The organism is Psychrobacter sp. GTC18467 (assembly GCF_055397455.1).
The window spans coordinates 733,047-750,909 of the sequence record NZ_AP038920.1 but is presented as its reverse complement, the minus strand read 5'-3'; the positions used below and the strand labels follow the sequence as shown (position 1 = coordinate 750,909).

Sequence of the window (17,863 nt, the reverse complement as noted above, 5' to 3'; positions counted from 1 at the left end):
TAGCTGATTGTGGATCGGATACAAACCATCTGTGGGTGACGCTCAAAAATAGTTTTGTGCCAAGGTGGATTATTATAAGCGTTTGCCGTCAACATTGATATAATGTTCTTTAATAAATATAGGGAAAAGCAATCAATACCTTTTGATTCAATTTTTTAACCGCTCATCCCTTTAGATGATTTTTGTTCACAACAAAAGTAAGCTTAGTAATAAGCCATATTGCCGTAGTGTTAAAATTTTGTAATAATAAATATTGGTTAAATCAAATTTAATAATTGACATTTTTTATTAGCCGTGTAAATTAAATACGAAAAGCCAAGCGGCTCATCGCAAATCGCATCAACCGCTTTGCTATTTTGCACAGTGCTTTTTTGATAGGTTCATGTTTCAGCATGCCGTATTGTTATCATTGATTGATGATGACCTACCTCAATACCGGATGCCAGCAACAAGAGCATCTTGCGCTAAAATAGCGATCAGCAGTAAGAGCCCGCAGACTTTTCATTAGCCTACTCTTAATTAACCGCGCTTTTGCGCCTCATCAAGGGTTTGTCTTTCCATCTGCTCCGGAATTAGTCAAATTATTGACCCGGCAGCCAAGCACCACCCCTCCCGCTATCCCGCTAAGGAACACGTATGAGTATTAGTCAGGCCATCGCAAAAGTTGAAGCCAATTACGCGCATCAACCCGAATTCATCCAAGCCGTCAAAGAAGTTGCTATCACCATTCAACCGTTATACGATGCCCATCCTGAATACGAAACCCTAAAGATTTTTGAACGTTTGACTGAACCTGACCGTATTTTTAATTTTCGCATCAATTGGGAAAATGACAAAGGCGAAATTCAAGTCAATCGCGGCTGGCGTGTCCAGTTCAGCAACGCCTTAGGACCTTATAAAGGCGGTCTGCGTTTTCATCCTACCGTTACCGAATCGGTATTAAAATTTTTAGGCTTTGAGCAAATTTTTAAAAATGCCTTAACCGGACTGCCGATTGGTGGCGGTAAAGGCGGTTCAGATTTTGACCCTAAAGGCAAATCGGACAGCGAAATTCGCCGTTTTTGCTACGCCTTTATGCGCGAACTTTACCCGTACGTCAGTAAAGACATGGACGTTCCAGCAGGGGATATTGGCGTTGGCGGTCGTGAGGTCAGCTACATGTATGCCATGTACAAAAACCTAACTCGCGAGTCAGGCGGCGTACTAACTGGAAAAGGCGTTGGTTTCGGTGGCAGCTTGATGCGAACTGAAGCCACCGGCTATGGCGCGGTTTACTTTTTAGAAAGTATGCTTGAAGCTCAAAATGACCGCATCGATGGCAAACGCGTTTTGGTATCAGGGGCAGGTAACGTGTCACTTCATGCTGCTGAAAAAGCGCACATGCTTGGGGCAACGGTGCTGAGCGTTTCTGATTCTCAAGGCACGCTTTATGATGCCAACGGCTTTAATCAAGATAAAATTGATTGGCTCAAAGCTCAAAAAGAGCAAAGCAAACCCCTTGCTGATTATGTGAATAAGTTTGGCGGCGAATGGCACGCGAACCAAAAGCCTTGGTTTATCAAAGCGGACATTGCCATCCCATCAGCCACCCAAAACGAAATCACCGAAGCTGACGCCAAACAAATGGTTGAAAATGGCATCAAATACATCGTTGAGGGCGCTAACATGCCGCTTGACGCTGACGCCATTGACTATGTTCGCGAGCACCGCGTCCACTATGCCCCAGGAAAAGCGGCAAATGCAGGCGGCGTTGCGGTATCTGCCATTGAGATGTCCCAAAACTCCGTTCGTCAGTACAAAACTTTTGAAGAAGTTGATGCTCAGCTAAAAACTATCATGAAAAATATTCATGACAGTTCAGCGGAAGCTTCTGAGCGTTATGGTCAGACCGATAAGGGTTATATTGACTATATGGCAGGCGCTAACATCGTAGGCTTTAAGCGCGTGGCTGATGCCTTGGTTGCTTACGGTATTTTGAACTAACTTAAGCTTCTGTCACTGGAAAAATACTTACTTTAATTGTTTAACTAAAATTGAAAAACGCACCTAGTCTTAGGTGCGTTTTTTTTGGTTCATGCAAAAATTTATTTCTGCTAAAAGACGTAGCCTAAAGTTTGCCGGACGATAAGCCGTTAATTTATAAAAGATTTTTACATTAATTACATAGGATTACATTATTGCTGATTTCTATACATTTGGTAAGCACTATATAAGAAAGATATTCACTATTATAAAAAAGCTTACTTTATTCAAACTCTATAATTAGCAAATCTTAATAACTACAATTTTAGACAAGATAACTTCAAACAAATAATTTTCGTTAGTGAGCAGTCAATTTAGGAATAAAAAAATGACAACGAACATGGCAGCGGCTCAGCAATTACCAAAGACAGGTCAGCCACTAAAATTAAGCTTTCAATTGATGACCTGTGCTGAGCCGCCACAATTGGTAATTGCGACGATTAAATCCTTGCTCAAAACCAAAGCGGATGGTGATGAGATTTTAATCATTGACAATAACAACACTAAAAAAGAATGTTACGAGCCGCTGGCTAAATTTTGTCAAAGCCTAAATCCTGCGCTTAAGGTTCGCTTTTATCACGTAGATTTTATCAAAGGGTTTAAAGCCGGCGCGCTGAATTTAGCGCTTGATTTGATGAGCCCAGCTTGCAGCCATATTGTGGTGGTGGACAGTGATTATCAAGCCTTGCCGCAGGCGCGCGCTAAGATTGCAGAAGCCATTGGGCAATATCCAAGCCATGCGCTGTTGCAGTTTCCGCAGTTTTATCGTGATAAGGGAATGATTGAGGTTCATGGCGAGCTCAATCATTATTTTAATCATCATATTTTTAGAGTCTTTAACCAAGAGCGGGTTTTGTCCACCGGAACGTTTGCCGTGTTGCGCTGTGATGCCCTTAAGCAGCTTGGCGGCTGGTCGGGGGCGTCAATTACCGAAGACGCCCAACTTGGGGTTCTCATGCACAAACAAGGTCTAAAAAGCCGATTTATCCCTGAGGTGATTGCTACTGGGCTTTTGCCTTTAACCCTTTGTGATTTGGTCAAACAGCGTCAGCGCTGGATTTATGGCAACATGCAGGTACTTAGCCGCTATTTTACGATTACCGCCAAAAATAGAGCCGCTAAATCAGCGGCTTTAAACTGGAAAGACTTGCGCGCTCACGGCTCCCAATTGAGCGCTTGGGTTAATTTCACCGGCGTTTTTATAGTTTTGCAGCTGATTATGATTGTAGTTATGGCAGGGGTAATCGCGTTTAATGCCACAGTCAACGCAGATAAATTGCTATTGCCGTTGTTTGCCATTTATGGCGCTTATGGGGTGTTTTTAGCCCGAAGGCTTGTTGCGTATTTAAGTGATAAAGTGCCGCTAAAACATCCAAACGACAAAAGCAAGTCAAGCGCTTTGCCGACAATATTTCAGCGCTTAAAGGTTTGGGCGCTGCATCTTAATTTTTGGGAGTTTGGGGCGCTGTCGTGGCTGCCCGTGCTTTGGGGTCGCGACAAGCCGTTTATTTGCACGCCCAAACAGAGAGCTGAGCAATCAAAATCCGCCGTGCTGATGAATAACATCAAAGCGCTGCCAAAGCTATTGTTGGGATTAAACCTTATCACCGCCATGCTGGTGTCGCCGATGTCACCGTTGTACGATCCTGTATTGTTTGCCGCCGCGCTTAGCATTTGCGTGTTAAAACTTTGGTCAGCGCAAATTATTTTAAGCAATTATTCAAACATTGCCTCAGAAGCGACAGCAAATCAAGCTACTGAAAGTGACACTGCCGACTATCAATACCACAAAACGCCCGCTCAACCTATGCGCTTTGGCTATAGCCGACGTCATGCGCAAATGCTGGCAGCAAACTCTGAGGTGTTTATTAAATCAGAAAGGCTTAATAATACCGGCAATTCAAAAACCGATAAAGCCGCTAACTTTTAAGCGGCGTTATGACTTTTTAAATCTGTACCAAATTGACCTTTTATCTTTTTATTTTTAGGAGTGATGTTTATTTATGACCACCGCCTCAAATCAACTGCGCATTGCGATTATTGCCCATTCCTTATTTCCGATTGCCGAGCCGTTTGCCGGCGGTCTTGAGATGATTACGCAGCTGATTTGTAATCAGTTGGTCGCAATGGGTCATGAGGTCACTTTGTTTGCGCACGCCGACAGCCAAACTAAGGCAACGCTTGTGCCGTTATTAAGCCGCGAGGCGGTGGCAGAACTGGTTGCGGAGGGCGAGCATGAGCAGTTTGAAATGACACCCGAGGAAGTTTATCAGCATCTGACTTATCAGGTAGCAATGCGCGACATCCTTGAGCGTGACCGCGCTGAGCCGTTTGATGTGATTCACAATCACAGCTTGCATCATGTGCCCATGCTCATGGGGCAGGCGTTTGGCAAGCGCTTTTTTACCACCTTTCATACGCCTAACTTACCACAATTAAAGCTTGCTTTATTAACGCTGCAATTGGGAACGGTCACGCAATTTACCGCAGTTAGTAAACATCAGCAGCAGGTATTTGCGCCGTTTGTGCCATCAGCGGTGGTTTATAACGGCATTGAGGTGGAGAACTTTACCGCGCAAACGGCTAGGGTTGCGGACGAGGTTTATTTTTGGTTTGGGCGCATTTGCCCAGAAAAAGGCACGCACTTGGCAATGGAATATTGTAAAGCTGCCAAAAAGCGGCTGATTATTGCAGGACCAAAAAGCAATGAGGCTTATTTTAAAGAAAAAGTCGCGCCCCTCTTAGCCGCTGATGGCCAAAATGGGTCGCCAAACTATTTTGACTACGTTGGTCATTTGACCAAATCACAAATCAATCGTTATTTAAACCAAGCAAGCGCCATGCTGTTTACCAGCACTTGGGATGAGCCTTATGGCTTGACGTTGGCAGAAAGCTTGGCTTGTGGTACGCCGGTGATTGGCTTTGATGTTGGGGCAAGCGCGGAAATTATCACCAAAAATACGGGTATTATCGTTCCTAAACTGGATAAAGAAGCATTTATTGCGGCGTTTGATAAAGTAAACCGCATCTCGCGCTTTGAGTGTCGCCGCCGCGCTGAAGAATTTTGCTCAGTTGCTGCGATGGTCAATGGCTACTTGCAGCTTTATTCTCAAGTGAACCAAGACGCTTTAGTTAAGGACGCATTAAAAGGGTCAAGTGCTACTAAAAAAATTAACAAGGTTGCAATGTTACCAAAAAACTTACAGCAACCAAATTTAGTGGCGGCTTTAGGGTAACCGGTAATAATTGAGGTGAGAGTTTAAGCATGAATATCGGCTATTATGCGCATCATCACGGCTCAGGGCATTGCCGGCAAGCGGATAAATTGGCAGGGCTGCTGCCAAAAGACTGCCGCCACAAACTAACGGTTTTTACCACAGTTAGTGCCGAGGAGTTCACCTTTTCCCAAATTAACGAGTCGCAAGTGGTACGACTTGCCGCTGAAGAAGAGCGCGGCGATGAGGTGTTATCGGGTCGAGCTGACCGGCATTTTTTCCCCGACTGTTTGCATTATTCGCCGGTGGGCAATCGCGATATCCGGCAGCGCAGTTGGCAGCTGCTTGATGGTGTTCGGCGCTTTAATATCGAGTTGATGATTATTGATGTCAGCGTTGAGGTTGCCATGCTTTGCCGAACTGCCAGTATTCCGTATCTGTACATCAGGCTTGCCGGCAATCGTAATGACGCCCCGCACCTCAATGCCTTTGCCGGCGCGCTTGGGCTGCTTGCGCCGTTTCCAAAAGCGCTTGAAAGCATTCAAACGCCCAACTGGGTTTGCCAAAAGAGCCTTTATTTAAATTTTTTAACTTCGCCGCAAGCGCCGCCCTGTATTGATGAATTTATTATTACCCTGAACGAGCGGGCTAAAAGCGCTGACGTGAACCTGCAATCGCAGCAAAAAATTGCCCAATATCAGCAAGAACGGCTTAATAACACCGCATTGGCATCTAAAAAAATCGCGTTAATCACCGTGATTAAAGGCTTTGGCGGTCATCAAAATATTGATAATAAACTGCCAAAGCTGCGTAAGCTTTGGTCAGAAGCGTTGATCATATCGCTAGGACCTATTAGTAATGAGGCGCGGCAAGAGGTTGATATGGCAATGACGGTCGATGATGTCACGCCATTTTTGGCTTTTAGCGATTATTTAGTGATGGCTTGCGGCTTAAATGCGATTGCGCAAGCTTCTCCTTATTCAACGCCGCTCGTTGCTCTCCCCGATGAGCGACCGCATGACGAACAAAAAGCCATGGCAGCCGCGCTGATTGAGCAGCAATGGGCAATGAGTTGGGCACAATTCTTGCAGTATTCAATGACGCTTGATAGCAAACTTTTACCCAGCCGCCCAAAACCCTTGAGAGACAATCAAGCAGCAAGCGCGCTGATAAATAATTTGGCTGTCAGCACTTCGGTGAAATCTTGGTTTGAGCATTGGCTATTGCCTCAGCTTGATGTTTTGCCGGCGTCATATTGAATGAATTTTAAAATTAGTTGCTAGCACTTACGCTACAATGACAGGGATGTTATGTCACCAGTAAATCAAAAAACACTTCCGGTAAGCGTCATTACCACCTGCTTTGGTCGCAATACGCATTTATACAATTTACTGGCAAGCCTTGCCACCGCAAGCGCCATTCCCGATGAGGTCATCATTGTAAATGATGATGCAGACGCCAAGGTATTGGCAAGTTTTGGCTTAAATATCAAGCAAATCCCCACCAAAAGTACCGCGGCCGATGGCAGATTTGATATTGGCTGCAATCGCAATTTGGGCGCGGCGGCGGCAACCCATGAAGCCATGATATTTTTAGATGTGGATTGCTTGGTTGCCAACAATTTTGTTGAAAGTTTTTTTAACCGATTAACAAGTCACCCAAACGCGCTATTGATGGGGCAGCCGCGATACTTGACAAGACCGCTATCAAAAATGGAGAGCCGCCAATTAAAACAAGGCAAGCTTACCATGGCAACGCTCAATCGGCTGTCAATTTTAAATCCCTACCGTTTTAATTTTTCGCCGCAAAGCTATGAGAATACGGCTGAGCAAGCAGATAAAGGGGTGATGCCAAGTCAAGATTATGGCGCGTTTTGGAGTTTGTGCTTTGCTATTTACCGCGAGCAATTTAAAAAAATTGGCGGCTTTGATACTGCCTATATCGGCTATGGCGCAGAAGATACCGACTTTGCATTTATGGCAAAAAAGCTTGGCATTGCCTTTTATTTAACCAATGACCTTGTTTATCATCAGCAGCACAGCGTTCATAGACCGCCCATCAACCACTTAGACAGCATTGTGGTTAACGCCAATCGCTTTTATCACAAATGGCAGCACTGGCCGATGGCAGCTTGGCTGAGTGAGTTTGCGCAATTGCGATTCATTCATTGGTCAGCAGAGCAATCTCAAGCCATTAAGATTCAAAACGCCCCAACCCAAGCGGATATTGAAGCTGCCCATCAACCGGACGCGCCTTTTATTTAATGAAGGGATTGCTTCAGCCGATTTGATAATCTTGTCAATCAAATTAGTATTGGGTGATGCGCTCAACCCCAATAGGTGGATTGGCAAGCTCAAAGCGCTCAAACGCCCAATTGTGACCTTCCCAAAAATAGCCCGTTTTGCTGTCGTCATTAAACCCAAGCATCAATAGCGGCATAAGCTTCGCGGCGTTTTTTTCTTGCTGAACAAAATAGCGCGCCGATAGCAGCAAGCGATAAAGCAAAAATCCTGAAGTTGGCGCTGATGAATGAATGTGGCTAAATATGGGATAATCGCTCACCACCGTATGCGTTTCAGGCAACACGCGGCATTGGTCTTGGCACATCAAGGCAGATTTGAGCTTAGGCGGGATTTGCAATTGCCGAGTCGCGGTGATGGGGTCATCGTCAGGGCGCGGGTCAGCGCTTGGACTTGGAAACTGATAGGGAATATTGGCAAACATCATTCCAACAGGCGCTTGCGTGAGCATAGTTGTCAAAACGTCCACATGATTGCGCCGAGGCGGCATCCCAAAATGCAGTTTGCTGTCGCCAATTTGCCGAAAAAATAACAGCTTTGGCAGCCGCTTTGCACAAGGATGCTCACTAAAAAATTCTGCATGAATAAAATAATTAAACAAGACGACGATGTCTGTCGGCTTGAGCAAATTTTCAAGCGTTTTTAGGGTAATTGACGGATTATTAGCAATGCAAACCAGACGCTGCTGCTTCAAAAGGGCAGTTTGAATGGGTGTTGGTAAGCTTAAAAACGCTGCTAGGGCATGGTTTTTTGCGAGCGCGGTTTGCTGCGTCACGTTTGTGGCGTGAGGGTTTTGCCACTCGTTATCTAAAAGCTCCGTTAACACTTTAGAAGATTGTCGCGATAGGTTTGGCATAGCTGCAAAAATTGCCTCTTTAAAAAGCCATCTTGACACAGTCAAGCGACACAATGAAACTTTTTTATCCTAAAAAAAAGCGTTGATTTTATTATGATAAAGGTAAATCAACCACATTAGGATACCACGTTATGCGTAATTCTAATCCAAGCTTTTATCTCTCAACTTGCAGCAAGGCAGTTTTCTTAAGCCTGTCGTTAAGCGTTTTAAGTATAAGTGCTTATAGTGCCACCACCGCGCAACCCTCAAGCGAAGTTCGCGTGGCAAAAGCTGCTAAAATCAGCCTAAAACAAGCCATTGCTATTGCTAATAAGCTTGCCAAAGGCACGCTTGTTAGCGCTGAATTTGATGACGATGACAGTAAAGCCAAAGGCGGTGTTTTTGAAATTGAGATTAACTCTGCAACCCACAATCACGAAATCAAAGTCGATGCCCTAACCGGAAAAGTGCTCAGTCAAGACAGCTCGCGATTAGACAGCGGCGACATAAGCGACCATCAAACCCAAATGAAAGCCAAAATTGATATTATGAGCGCCATCAGCCGCGCTGAAAAGCAATTTGGCGGTCGCGTGATGGAAATTGAGTTTAAAAATGACCGCGATTATAACGCTCATCCCAGTTATTATGAAATTGAATTGCTCAAAGGCAATCAAATCATGGAATTAAAGATGAATGCCAACTCAGGAAAAGTTTTTCAAAGCAAAACCAAAAGTTGATTAAAAAGACTCTAAATTAAAGTTAATAACAAACAAACACCAGTTGGTAGTCTAATTGGTGTTTTGTTGGTTTGGGACAAAGTCACCGTTTCTGTACGTTGTTTTGCTGATATTGCGTTACTATAACGGTATCGTTCAATGAGGTTAATGTTTTGCAAGCGTTTAAGTTATTAAACATTATTAATTGATAAAAATTTTTTAAAATAATTGAAAAACCAAATCGTTAACCTCAAATTTTGCAGCTTGATTAGTCTTACCCTTTGCCAAAAACTTGAAACAAGGACGCTTTATGAATCGCCGAACCCTGCTGGCTTTTGCCGCAAGTGCTATGATGCTCAGTGCTTGCAGTCAAAATACGCCCAATGACACTGCCAATTCCGAGTCGTCAAAAGATGCCAGTCTGATTGAGCGCATCAATAATGGCGGTACAATTAATGTAGGAACAGAAGGCACTTATCCGCCTTTTACTTATCATGATGAAAGCGGCAAATTGACCGGCTATGATGTCGAGGTGACCCGAGCCGTTGCCGACAAACTTGGCGTTAAGGTTGATTTTAAAGAAACTCAGTGGGATGCGATGCTTGCAGGGCTTGATTCTAAGCGCTTTGATATGGTGGCAAACCAAGTGAGCCTAACCACCCCTGAGCGCAAAGCCAAATATGACAAAGCCACGCCTTACAGTTGGTCGGGCGCGGTGGTGCTTGCGCCCAAGGACGATAACCGTTATAGCTCATGGGAGGCGCTCAAAGGGCTTCGCTCCGCGCAGTCGTTGACCAGCAACTATGGTGAACTTGCCGACCGCTATCAAGCAACCGTTGTTCCGGTCGATGGTATGGCGCAAGCGGTGGAGCTGGTTAAGCAAGGTCGCGCGGACTTTACCATGAATGACAACCTTGCGGTGCTAGATTATCTCAAAAAGTTTCCCAATAGTGGTCTTGAAATTAAGCTGGTTGCGCCAAAAGAGGAACTTCGCGGCTCGGGGTTGGTACTTAGAAAAGGGGAAGACGAAGCCGTTGCCAAGATTGATGCGGCTATGAGCCAGTTACAAGCCGATGGCACCTTAACCAAACTAAGCCAAGAGTTCTTTGGTGCGGATATAAGTCAGCAAAAATAATGGCAAGTTTGATTGATTTTTTAGCCCTGTTACCTTTTATGACGCCTGAGCGCGCCCAAATCGTGATTGACTCATTTTGGCCGATGCTCAAGGCGGGGATTTATTATTCCATTCCGCTTGCCATCATCTCATTTACGATTGGCATGATGATTGCGCTTGGCGTGGCGCTTATTCGCATTGTTCCGCGGGCAAGCCTTTGGCATCGGGTACTTTACCGAGTTGCTCGGGTTTATGTCTCCGCCATTCGCGGAACCCCCATGCTCGTTCAGTTGTTTATCATTTTTTATGGGCTGCCAAGTGTGGGCGTCAAGCTTGACCCGTTTCCCTCAGCGGTGATTGCCTTTTCGCTTAACATTGGCGCTTACGCCTCAGAAACAGTTCGCGCCTCGATTTTGTCCATTCCTAAAGGTCAATGGGAAGCTGGCGCGACGGTGGGCTTAAGTTATTTACAAACCTTTCGGCACGTAATTTTGCCACAAGCGCTTCGGGTTTCGGTGCCGCCCTTGTCAAACACCTTTATCAGCCTTGTGAAAGACACCTCGCTTGCCTCATTGGTGCTGGTCACCGAATTGTTTAAACAGGCGCAAATCATCACCGCTCGTAACTATGAATTTATGCTGGTTTACACCGAAGCTGCCTTCCTATATTGGTGCATTTGTCTATTTTTAACCTTTATTCAAGGTAAGCTTGAAACAAGGCTTGACCGCTATGTGGCAAGATAGCAAGTGAGGATTAACAATAAAAAAATGCCAAACGTTAAAGCGATAAGAATTCCGCCATTGAGGAGCGCTAATGATTCAAGTGACTAATATTCAAAAAGCCTTTGGTGGAAATAGGGTATTAAAAGGCATTGATTTGACCATTCAAAAAGGCAGCGTGGTGGTGATTCTTGGACCCTCAGGGTCAGGGAAAACCACCTTTTTGCGCTGCTTAAATGCCCTTGAAATCCCCGACCAAGGCGTGATTAGCTTTGACAAGAACGATTTGGTCGTCGATTTTGGTAACAATCCCAGTAAAAAACTGCTCACCGCGTTGCAGCGCAAATCAGGAATGGTGTTTCAGTCCTATAACTTGTTTCCGCACAAAACGGCGGCGGAAAATTTAATGCTAGGTCCCATAGTCGCCCAAAAAAAATCCAAAGCCCAAAGCCGCGAGCAAGCCTTAGCACTTTTAGACAAAGTTGGACTAAAAGACAAAGCCGACTTGTACCCGTTTCAGTTGTCCGGCGGTCAGCAGCAGCGTATTGGTATCGCTCGCGCCTTAGCGATTGAGCCTGAGCTATTGTTATTTGATGAGCCAACCTCGGCGCTTGACCCTGAATTGGTTCAAGACGTTCTTGCGACCATGAAGCAGCTTGCCTCAGAGGGTTGGACGATGGTGGTGGTCACTCACGAAATTAACTTTGCCCGCGACGTTGCTGACCATGTGGTGCTCATTGAAGATGGTGTGATTGTTGAGGAGGGCAGCGCCAAACAGCTGTTTGAGTTGTCCCGCCATCCGCGAACGCAGGCGTTTTTGCAGCGGATTTTGCAATAGCCGCTAAACTAAAAAAAGCCAGCTGACGATCAACTGGCTTTTTTTATGACTCAAGAATCAATTAGTTTCTTGAGGCGCCTTCGTAATCTACGCAAACTTCCCAATCATCGATAGGAAATTCGATGCAGTTGTTGCCGTCGCCATTGATGCGGTCAACCACTAAAAAGTCGCAATCAGCGCTAAGGGCAAGTAGCGGATGATGCCAAACGTTAGCATCATACTGAACGCCTTGATGTGACTTGGCGTAAAATACTTTTAAATCATCCACTGATTTTAGCTCGGCACCAGCTTTTGCAACCACCACAAGGTAGTCTTGACCGTTCATTGAGAAAAATGCTTGAGTTCCAAACGGATGGTATTCCATGACCGAAAGCATAACAGGGCAGTCGCGCTTTTTGGTGCGGAAAATACTAAAGCCAACTTCACCACCATCTAGGGCTACTTTTGAGATGGCGTGGTGGCGGCAGGCATAACCACGGTTAATGTCCCAGCTGTTTTCAGGGCAAGCTTCGTCCTTGCTATAAGGCTCAATCACTGAGCCGTAAGGTGCAAATGCTTCTTTGGTTAAGGGTTGGGCGATGATTTTAGCTTTCATATGGTTACCTTTCTTACAGTCTCGTTGGCTACTTTATCCCTGATAGGAAGTGGCTTGATGAGCTGCTTATCATTATTCCTTGTTAATAATCGTTTGATTGTTAACGTCTAAAAGCTAGGACCAGTATTAGCCACTAGCAGGAAACGGCAATTGCCGTTAAATTGATTGTTGTCTGATTGCGTGATTTGATAAAAGCTTTGCAGACGATGACCATGTGCCCGAAGGCACATAGCAAGCGTAAATTTTGAAAATCAATAAAGAAATAACCGACCTTGAGTTACATCCAGTTGGTGGTGTTTTCTTGAGTGGCAGGATGGTTCTCATACCAGTGTTTGGCGATGGCATCGCGGCGGCAAACCCAAACGTCAGGCTTGCTGGTGATGTATTGTAAGAATTTCTTAAGCGCCGTAATACGGCCAGCTCGACCAATGATTCGGCAATGCAAACCGATGGTTAGCATTTTTGGCGTGTCAGCCCCTTCTTCATAAAGCGTATCAAAGCTGTCTTTTAAGTACTGATAGAAGGGCTCAGCGTTGGTGAAGCCAGGGCTTGATGAAAAACGCATGTCATTGGTTTCAAGCGTGTAAGGAATGACCAAATGAGGTTTTCTGACGATGCTGCTGCCATCTTCAACTTTGACATCAAGCCAGTAGGGAAGCTCATCCGCGTAAGAATCTGAATCGTAAACATAACCGCCTTGCTCAACCACAAGCTCGCGGGTGTTGGGGCTGTCACGACCCGTGTACCAACCTAAAGGTTGTTTGCCAAGCATACGTTCAAAGATTTCAGTGGCGCGGCGTACATGCTCACGTTCTACCTCACGGTACATATATTGATACGTGATCCAGCGTAAGCCATGGCTTGCGATTTCATGACCGTCTTCTAAAACGCGCTCAATGATGTGCGGCGTTTTTTCGGCAGCAGCAGCACAAGTAAAGGTGGTAATAGGCAACCCATACTCTTTAAAGAGGTCTAAAATACGCCAAACCCCAACGCGGCTACCGTATTCAAATGCCGATTCGATCGACTGGTGACGGTTGGTAAATTCAGGCGTTCCTAACACGTCAGACAAAAAGCGCTCAGATTGACCATCGCCGTGCAACACGCTGTTTTCTGCGCCTTCTTCAATATTAAGTACAAACTGAACGGCAATGCGAGCGCCGCCTGGCCAGTTTGCTTTTGGAGGGTTACCTGCATAGCCTTTAAGGTCGCGCGGATAAGCGTCTTGATCAAAATCACTGGTGATTTTTGGAGTGGTCATAAAAAATCCTTGCTGGTTGGTTGTAGGCTCAATGACCCTGCCAAAACAGTCCATGGCATAGGAATATTATTGTTGGCGAGCCTATTTGCGTAACTAAGCGTTTTGAATTAAACGCTTAAACAGGGGTCTTATTTAATCGATGACTGACCGTTCAAGCAAAACAGTCGGGTTAAGATAATTGAACTCTTGACAGTTTGCTGAAGACTAACTTTGAAATTATCATTAACTGCGGATTATTAGATATGGGGATGCCCGAGAATCGCGCTGTAAATAATGATTTAGTAATTACAATGATTAAATCTGTAATTTAAACCCCATTTACTGTATGACGAACTTACAATTTGGTCAAGTCAATTCTGCATTAAATTTGAAATTTACTGATAAAATTAATTTTAAATGGTGTTTAACGCCAGCGCTTATCAAAGATGGCTTAAAGTGAAGCGTTTTATATGAAATAAATAGCTGGCAACAAGCCAGCTATTCCATCAAAACGATTTTAAAGACATAAAGCGGTATTACAACCCTGAAGCGTAAGCAACCACTTGCTGACGTTCTTCATCGGTCATTTTGGTAATGTTACCAAGTGGCATATAGCTGCTTTGAACGGCAGTTACAATTTTCGCTTTATGTGATGCCATGTCGGCAGGAGTTTGCAAGATGATTCCGGCAGGTGGCGCCGCAAATCCTGGTTGGGTTGGTTGCGCCGCGTGACAAACGGTGCAACGCTCATGAACGATTGCCATGGTGGCATCGTCGCCAGAAGCCGCCGCAGGAGTTGCCTCAGCAGTAGCGGCATCACCAGTAGCTGTTGCTTGAACAGGAGCTGCAGGCGCAGGTTCAATAGGAGCGGGACGCATTAAGAAAACTAATACTAAAGTTAAAATTGCAGGAACAATCAAGAACTGAGGCTTGAATTTTCCTAAGTGTTTTTGGTTAAAGAAGTGACGCGTGATAGCGGTAATGATACCAACGAATACCAATACCATCCAACCACTCAACCAGCTGCTGTTTGGTGAGTACATCATTGGATAGTGGTTGCTGATCATGGTGAAGATCAATGGCAAGGTGAAATAGTTGTTCATCAATGAACGGTTACGCGCCATCAATGCTAAGCTAGCAACCTTTTCATCAGGTTTTACACCGCGGCGAACGCAATCAACAAGCGCGCGCTGAGCTGGCATAATTCCGAAGAATACGTTACCTGCCATGATGGTACCAAGAATCGCCCCAACGTGGATGAATGACGCACGGTCACTGAACAGCTGGTAAGCGCCCCAAGTGGCGATAATCATTAAGATGAAAATTGTCGCACTAAACGCCATGGCATTTTTACCAATACGGCTACGAACGATAATTTCATAAATGGCATAGCTACCACCTAGGAACAATAAGCTGGTCGCGATTGCGCCAAGGTTGCTGCCAAAATCAACCTTATTGGGGTCGATAAGATAAGCAGTGGCGTTGGCATAGTAGACGATCGTCAACATACACATACCAGTCAACCACGTGGTATAAGCTTCCCACTTAAACCAATGCAATGTTTTTGGCATTTCTTCTGGTTCAAGCTTATATTTGGCAATTTCATAGAAACCACCACCGTGAACTGCCCAAAGATCACCTGAAATGCCTTTATCCGCCTTCCATTGGGGTGGCTTTTGAAGGCTCATGTCTAGCCAAACGAAGTAAAAAGATGCGCCAATCCAAGCGACACCAGAGATGACGTGAAACCAGCGAAAAAATAGGTTTAGCCAATCGAGAAAATATGCGCCCATGCAGCAATTGTCCTTTTGTGTTGCTAGGTTGTGGTAAGTGATAACGGCGGCGACACATCCTACCGCAATAAAAATTTTATCGTGGCAAAATGTGACAAGCGGTTTTGTTGCCGGCTTATTGTGACCCTGTCTTTTGATCGCTTATGATCCGTATAAGGGATCGAACACTGACAAGAATTTAATAAGCAATTTATTGAAGTTAAACAATGAATTAAGACAAAGATTAAATTACCAGAACTAGCGAGTTAAAATGTTCATAGGGTATAACAGGTTAACTTTTAAGAGAGGTTATGAATCTCATAATCGCCTCTCTTAAAAGCCTAAAGCTGAACGAAAAAGCAATTATGAGCCGCGGTAAGTACCGTAACCATGAGCGCTTAATAATAAAGGCACATGATAGTGAGTATCATCGCTCACCACAAAATCAATAATCACTTCTGGATAAAAAACCTTTAAGTCTTGTGAATCAAAATAAGACTTGGTGTCAAAAGTTAGCGTGTAGCGACCAGTGGCGATGTTTTGCTCACTGCTATCTACTGATGAGTCAAAAGCCCAATCAGTTGGGGTCACACGACCATCATCATTGGTAGTGCCACGAGCAAGCAGCGTGCTCTCGCCATTGTCATTAACACGGCGCAAAGTCACGGCGATATTTGCGGCAGGCTTTCCAAGATGAGTATCTAAGATATGAGAAGATAGGGTGGCTGACATAATGCTTCCTTGTGGTTAGTCATGAATGAAATAAAAATAACAGCGTCAATGATCGTTAATTACGCAAGGTCAAACATCTTTTTGATGCGCAGACTGGTAATTTTATTTTGCTCAGCAGCGGCATTGGCAAGCTCAGTTTCACGGCTGTTTGGTAAACGGGCAAGCAATAAATCAAGCATTTGCTGAGCACTTTTACCCGTAGCAAAGACAATGAAAATAAAGCCGAACTTATCTAAATAGTCTTGGTTACCTTTGGCAAGTGCCTCTAAAACGCTGTCATCCGCTTCGCTTGCCCCTGATTGTTCATGGGCGGCGCTAGCTTGGGTGTTGCGGTATTTTTCTTTTAAAGAATCCACATTGCCAATCTGTGGGTGACCTTCAAAGGCTTCCATAAGGTTGGCTTCAGATTTAGCCGCCTCATTCCAAGACGCGTCACTGGCGCTGAGCATCGCATCAACATCTGCAAAAGGCTTTTTTGCCGCCAGTGACTTTGCCCAAGCTTCGCTCGTGCAGCAGGTCAATAGCTTGGCGGTAGCCTCAGAATCAGACAAAGAGTTAAATTGCTCCAGAGTAAAGCTCATAGCGACATCCTTTTCTGTCAATAAATGCTTAAAATCAAGCTAAAATCATCTTTCAACCTTTTGTTGATAAAATGATATGAATCCCAATTAAATTGGTTTATATTGGCTATTCTGCTAAAACCTGACCATTTGGTCAACTATTTTATAAAAAATATTTTTATTTGTCTCGCTTTATTCTAAAATTGTTTCAATATTTCAGGCTTTTTTAAAATATGGCTGTCATTTCTCATCAACTATAACAGATTGTTATGATTCAAAAAAATCTCAAAAGCGTTTCTCAAGCCGCACCGCGTAGCCAGCAAGACATCCGCGCTCAAAATCAAGCATTAATTTTAAGCGCCGCTGAAGAGGAATTTGTGCTGCAAAGCTATCGCGGGGCAACCATGCAGGGTATTGCCGATCGAGCCGGACTGCCAAAAGCCAATATTCACTATTACTTTAAAAATAAAAAAAATCTCTATAAAGCGGTTCTGCGCTCCATTATTGAGGAGTGGAATGACGGCTTAGTCACGATGACGGAAGATAGCGATCCTAAAAAAGTCATCGAAAAATTTGTGCGAACTAAATTAAAGCAAGCCTTTGCCCACCCTAACCGACATAAGCTTTTTGCCGTTGAGGTCATCGGCGGCGCGCCGCATCTTCATGATTTTATGTCGTCAACCATGAAAGATTGGGCGCTTGATAAAACTCAGGTGATGAAATCTTGGTATCAACAAGGCAAAATCGGTATCGACGACCCGCTACAGCTGCTTATTTTGATTTGGGCAACCACTCAGCGCTATGCTGAGTTTGAGACCGAAGTGGTGGGGCTGCTTGGCAAACACGCTTATGATGCTGAAGATGAAGCGCGAGCTGCTGACTTCTTAGTGCCTTTTATTTTAAAAGGTTGTGGTCTTGAATGACTCGATTTGATCTTTTCAAGATTATGGCGCATTTTTGCTTAAAGTATAGCTAAATTGATAAACGCCAAAGTCAGCCCCCAACTTTGCTAATTTGCAAAGCTGGGGGCTTATTTTATGAAGGCTTAAAAATAATAAGCCAACTATAAATGCAATGATAAAGATAATCGTTATCATAAATTCTTATTTTTTTAAATAAATATTTTGTTTCAATATTGCTAAAAACTTATCAGATGGTTATGATAGCGCCGAATCTAAAACGTAAACTATTATTGTTTATACTTG

At 44.4% G+C, this 17,863-nt stretch carries 16 protein-coding genes; 10 read left to right on the top strand and 6 right to left on the bottom strand.

Annotated elements, in window-relative coordinates; all coding sequences use genetic code 11:
* Positions 1-636: 636 nt before the first annotated feature.
* From gdhA to ACZ5XY_RS03135, 5 genes are all read left to right on the top strand, one after another.
* On the top strand, positions 637-1,983 hold the full coding sequence (gene gdhA, locus ACZ5XY_RS03155) for an NADP-specific glutamate dehydrogenase (RefSeq protein WP_464742897.1): 1,347 nt from the start codon (positions 637-639) through the stop codon (positions 1,981-1,983).
* Positions 1,984-2,350: 367 nt separating this feature from the next.
* Entirely contained in the window at positions 2,351-3,952 is a 1,602-nt protein-coding gene (locus ACZ5XY_RS03150; RefSeq protein WP_464742895.1) for a glycosyltransferase family 2 protein, read from the top strand.
* 73 nt (positions 3,953-4,025) lie between these two features.
* Positions 4,026-5,258 (top strand): glycosyltransferase, encoded by a 1,233-nt coding sequence (locus ACZ5XY_RS03145; protein ID WP_464742893.1) that lies wholly within the window; start codon positions 4,026-4,028, stop codon positions 5,256-5,258.
* Between the two features lie 29 nt (positions 5,259-5,287).
* The gene (locus tag ACZ5XY_RS03140; protein WP_464742891.1) at positions 5,288-6,496 is read left to right on the top strand and encodes a hypothetical protein; all 1,209 of its coding nucleotides are present in this window, start codon (positions 5,288-5,290) and stop codon (positions 6,494-6,496) included.
* A 51-nt stretch (positions 6,497-6,547) separates the two neighbouring features.
* Positions 6,548-7,501, top strand: a complete 954-nt coding sequence (locus tag ACZ5XY_RS03135) for a glycosyltransferase family 2 protein (protein ID WP_464742889.1) — start codon at positions 6,548-6,550, stop codon at positions 7,499-7,501.
* A 43-nt stretch (positions 7,502-7,544) separates the two neighbouring features.
* Here the strand turns inward: ACZ5XY_RS03135 and ACZ5XY_RS03130 are convergent, their stop codons facing one another.
* Positions 7,545-8,393: a hypothetical protein gene (locus tag ACZ5XY_RS03130; protein ID WP_464742887.1), complete on the bottom strand. Its 849-nt coding sequence runs from the start codon at positions 8,391-8,393 to the stop codon at positions 7,545-7,547.
* A 131-nt stretch (positions 8,394-8,524) separates the two neighbouring features.
* Here ACZ5XY_RS03130 and ACZ5XY_RS03125 point away from each other — a divergent pair, with 131 nt between their 5' ends.
* The 4 genes from ACZ5XY_RS03125 (at position 8,525) to ACZ5XY_RS03110 (ending at position 11,759) form a co-directional block, all read left to right on the top strand.
* A complete protein-coding gene (locus tag ACZ5XY_RS03125) occupies positions 8,525-9,109 on the top strand; it encodes a PepSY domain-containing protein (RefSeq protein WP_464742885.1) in 585 nt (194 codons plus the stop codon).
* Between the two features lie 289 nt (positions 9,110-9,398).
* On the top strand, positions 9,399-10,223 hold the full coding sequence (locus ACZ5XY_RS03120) for an amino acid ABC transporter substrate-binding protein (RefSeq protein ID WP_464742883.1): 825 nt from the start codon (positions 9,399-9,401) through the stop codon (positions 10,221-10,223).
* Positions 10,223-10,945: an amino acid ABC transporter permease gene (locus ACZ5XY_RS03115; RefSeq protein ID WP_464742881.1), complete on the top strand. Its 723-nt coding sequence runs from the start codon at positions 10,223-10,225 to the stop codon at positions 10,943-10,945. Before ACZ5XY_RS03120 ends, ACZ5XY_RS03115 begins: the two co-directional genes overlap by 1 nt.
* A gap of 70 nt (positions 10,946-11,015) precedes the next feature.
* Positions 11,016-11,759, top strand: a complete 744-nt coding sequence (locus tag ACZ5XY_RS03110) for an amino acid ABC transporter ATP-binding protein (RefSeq protein ID WP_464742879.1) — start codon at positions 11,016-11,018, stop codon at positions 11,757-11,759.
* Positions 11,760-11,820: 61 nt separating this feature from the next.
* On the opposite strand, the gene ACZ5XY_RS03105 is transcribed toward ACZ5XY_RS03110, so the two are convergent.
* From ACZ5XY_RS03105 to uraD, 5 genes are all read right to left on the bottom strand, one after another.
* Complete coding sequence (locus ACZ5XY_RS03105) at positions 11,821-12,354, bottom strand: ureidoglycolate lyase (protein WP_464742877.1); 534 nt, start codon at positions 12,352-12,354, stop codon at positions 11,821-11,823.
* A 277-nt stretch (positions 12,355-12,631) separates the two neighbouring features.
* Positions 12,632-13,615, bottom strand: a complete 984-nt coding sequence (gene puuE, locus ACZ5XY_RS03100; RefSeq protein WP_464742875.1) for an allantoinase PuuE — start codon at positions 13,613-13,615, stop codon at positions 12,632-12,634.
* A 515-nt stretch (positions 13,616-14,130) separates the two neighbouring features.
* Complete coding sequence (locus ACZ5XY_RS03095; RefSeq protein ID WP_464742873.1) at positions 14,131-15,387, bottom strand: urate hydroxylase PuuD; 1,257 nt, start codon at positions 15,385-15,387, stop codon at positions 14,131-14,133.
* 342 nt (positions 15,388-15,729) lie between these two features.
* Positions 15,730-16,098 carry a hydroxyisourate hydrolase gene (uraH, locus tag ACZ5XY_RS03090; RefSeq protein ID WP_464742871.1) on the bottom strand — a complete coding sequence of 123 codons (369 nt, stop codon included), beginning with the start codon at positions 16,096-16,098 and terminating at the stop codon, positions 15,730-15,732.
* Positions 16,099-16,157: 59 nt separating this feature from the next.
* Positions 16,158-16,679: a 2-oxo-4-hydroxy-4-carboxy-5-ureidoimidazoline decarboxylase gene (gene uraD, locus ACZ5XY_RS03085; RefSeq protein WP_464742869.1), complete on the bottom strand. Its 522-nt coding sequence runs from the start codon at positions 16,677-16,679 to the stop codon at positions 16,158-16,160.
* Positions 16,680-16,927: 248 nt separating this feature from the next.
* Between uraD and ACZ5XY_RS03080 the strand changes: the two genes are divergently transcribed.
* Positions 16,928-17,581, top strand: coding sequence for a TetR family transcriptional regulator C-terminal domain-containing protein (locus tag ACZ5XY_RS03080; protein ID WP_464742867.1), 654 nt, complete (start codon positions 16,928-16,930; stop codon positions 17,579-17,581).
* Positions 17,582-17,863: the final 282 nt, after the last annotated feature.

Coding starts and splice junctions, on each gene's coding strand:
- ACZ5XY_RS03135 (WP_464742889.1), top strand. CDS start 6,548: ATGTCACCAGTAAATCAAAAAACACTTCCGGTAAGCGTCATTACCACC.
- uraH (WP_464742871.1), bottom strand. CDS start 16,098: ATGTCAGCCACCCTATCTTCTCATATCTTAGATACTCATCTTGGAAAG.
- ACZ5XY_RS03080 (WP_464742867.1), top strand. CDS start 16,928: ATGATTCAAAAAAATCTCAAAAGCGTTTCTCAAGCCGCACCGCGTAGC.
- ACZ5XY_RS03110 (WP_464742879.1), top strand. CDS start 11,016: ATGATTCAAGTGACTAATATTCAAAAAGCCTTTGGTGGAAATAGGGTA.
- ACZ5XY_RS03150 (WP_464742895.1), top strand. CDS start 2,351: ATGACAACGAACATGGCAGCGGCTCAGCAATTACCAAAGACAGGTCAG.
- ACZ5XY_RS03130 (WP_464742887.1), bottom strand. CDS start 8,393: ATGCCAAACCTATCGCGACAATCTTCTAAAGTGTTAACGGAGCTTTTA.
- ACZ5XY_RS03125 (WP_464742885.1), top strand. CDS start 8,525: ATGCGTAATTCTAATCCAAGCTTTTATCTCTCAACTTGCAGCAAGGCA.
- ACZ5XY_RS03145 (WP_464742893.1), top strand. CDS start 4,026: ATGACCACCGCCTCAAATCAACTGCGCATTGCGATTATTGCCCATTCC.
- ACZ5XY_RS03120 (WP_464742883.1), top strand. CDS start 9,399: ATGAATCGCCGAACCCTGCTGGCTTTTGCCGCAAGTGCTATGATGCTC.
- puuE (WP_464742875.1), bottom strand. CDS start 13,615: ATGACCACTCCAAAAATCACCAGTGATTTTGATCAAGACGCTTATCCG.
- ACZ5XY_RS03095 (WP_464742873.1), bottom strand. CDS start 15,387: ATGGGCGCATATTTTCTCGATTGGCTAAACCTATTTTTTCGCTGGTTT.
- uraD (WP_464742869.1), bottom strand. CDS start 16,679: ATGAGCTTTACTCTGGAGCAATTTAACTCTTTGTCTGATTCTGAGGCT.
- ACZ5XY_RS03105 (WP_464742877.1), bottom strand. CDS start 12,354: ATGAAAGCTAAAATCATCGCCCAACCCTTAACCAAAGAAGCATTTGCA.
- gdhA (WP_464742897.1), top strand. CDS start 637: ATGAGTATTAGTCAGGCCATCGCAAAAGTTGAAGCCAATTACGCGCAT.
- ACZ5XY_RS03115 (WP_464742881.1), top strand. CDS start 10,223: ATGGCAAGTTTGATTGATTTTTTAGCCCTGTTACCTTTTATGACGCCT.
- ACZ5XY_RS03140 (WP_464742891.1), top strand. CDS start 5,288: ATGAATATCGGCTATTATGCGCATCATCACGGCTCAGGGCATTGCCGG.